At 45.5% G+C, this 288-nt stretch carries 1 pseudogene; it reads left to right on the top strand.

Annotated elements, in window-relative coordinates:
- Window positions 1-288, top strand: a pseudogene (locus AAEY75_RS14575) (hypothetical protein); the annotation flags it as partial.

Genomic DNA, 288 nt, shown 5'->3' with positions numbered 1-288 from the left:
CATCATCAAAGGTGTTGCGGATGAAGAGGTAACGTCATTGAAGCCATTTACGTTTTTATCAAAAGCAATCATTGCGCAAAAAGAGGTGCTTGTATCAAGAACCGGCTACACAGGAGAAGATGGCTTTGAAATCTACTGCCAGTCAGAAGATGCTGTTCACCTTTGGACCGCTTTATTAGAAGCCGGACAGCCGAAAGGACTGATTCCATGTGGGCTCGGTGCACGTGACACCTTAAGATTTGAAGCAAGACTTCCGCTTTATGGCCAAGAGCTCACGAAGGATATTTC

The organism is Psychrobacter sp. TB55-MNA-CIBAN-0194 (assembly GCF_040309505.1).
In the GTDB taxonomy this organism is placed as follows: Bacteria; Pseudomonadota; Gammaproteobacteria; order Pseudomonadales; family Moraxellaceae; genus Psychrobacter; species Psychrobacter fozii.
The sequence above is the reverse complement of the archived record's forward strand: the minus strand, read 5'-3'. Positions and strand labels throughout refer to the sequence as shown.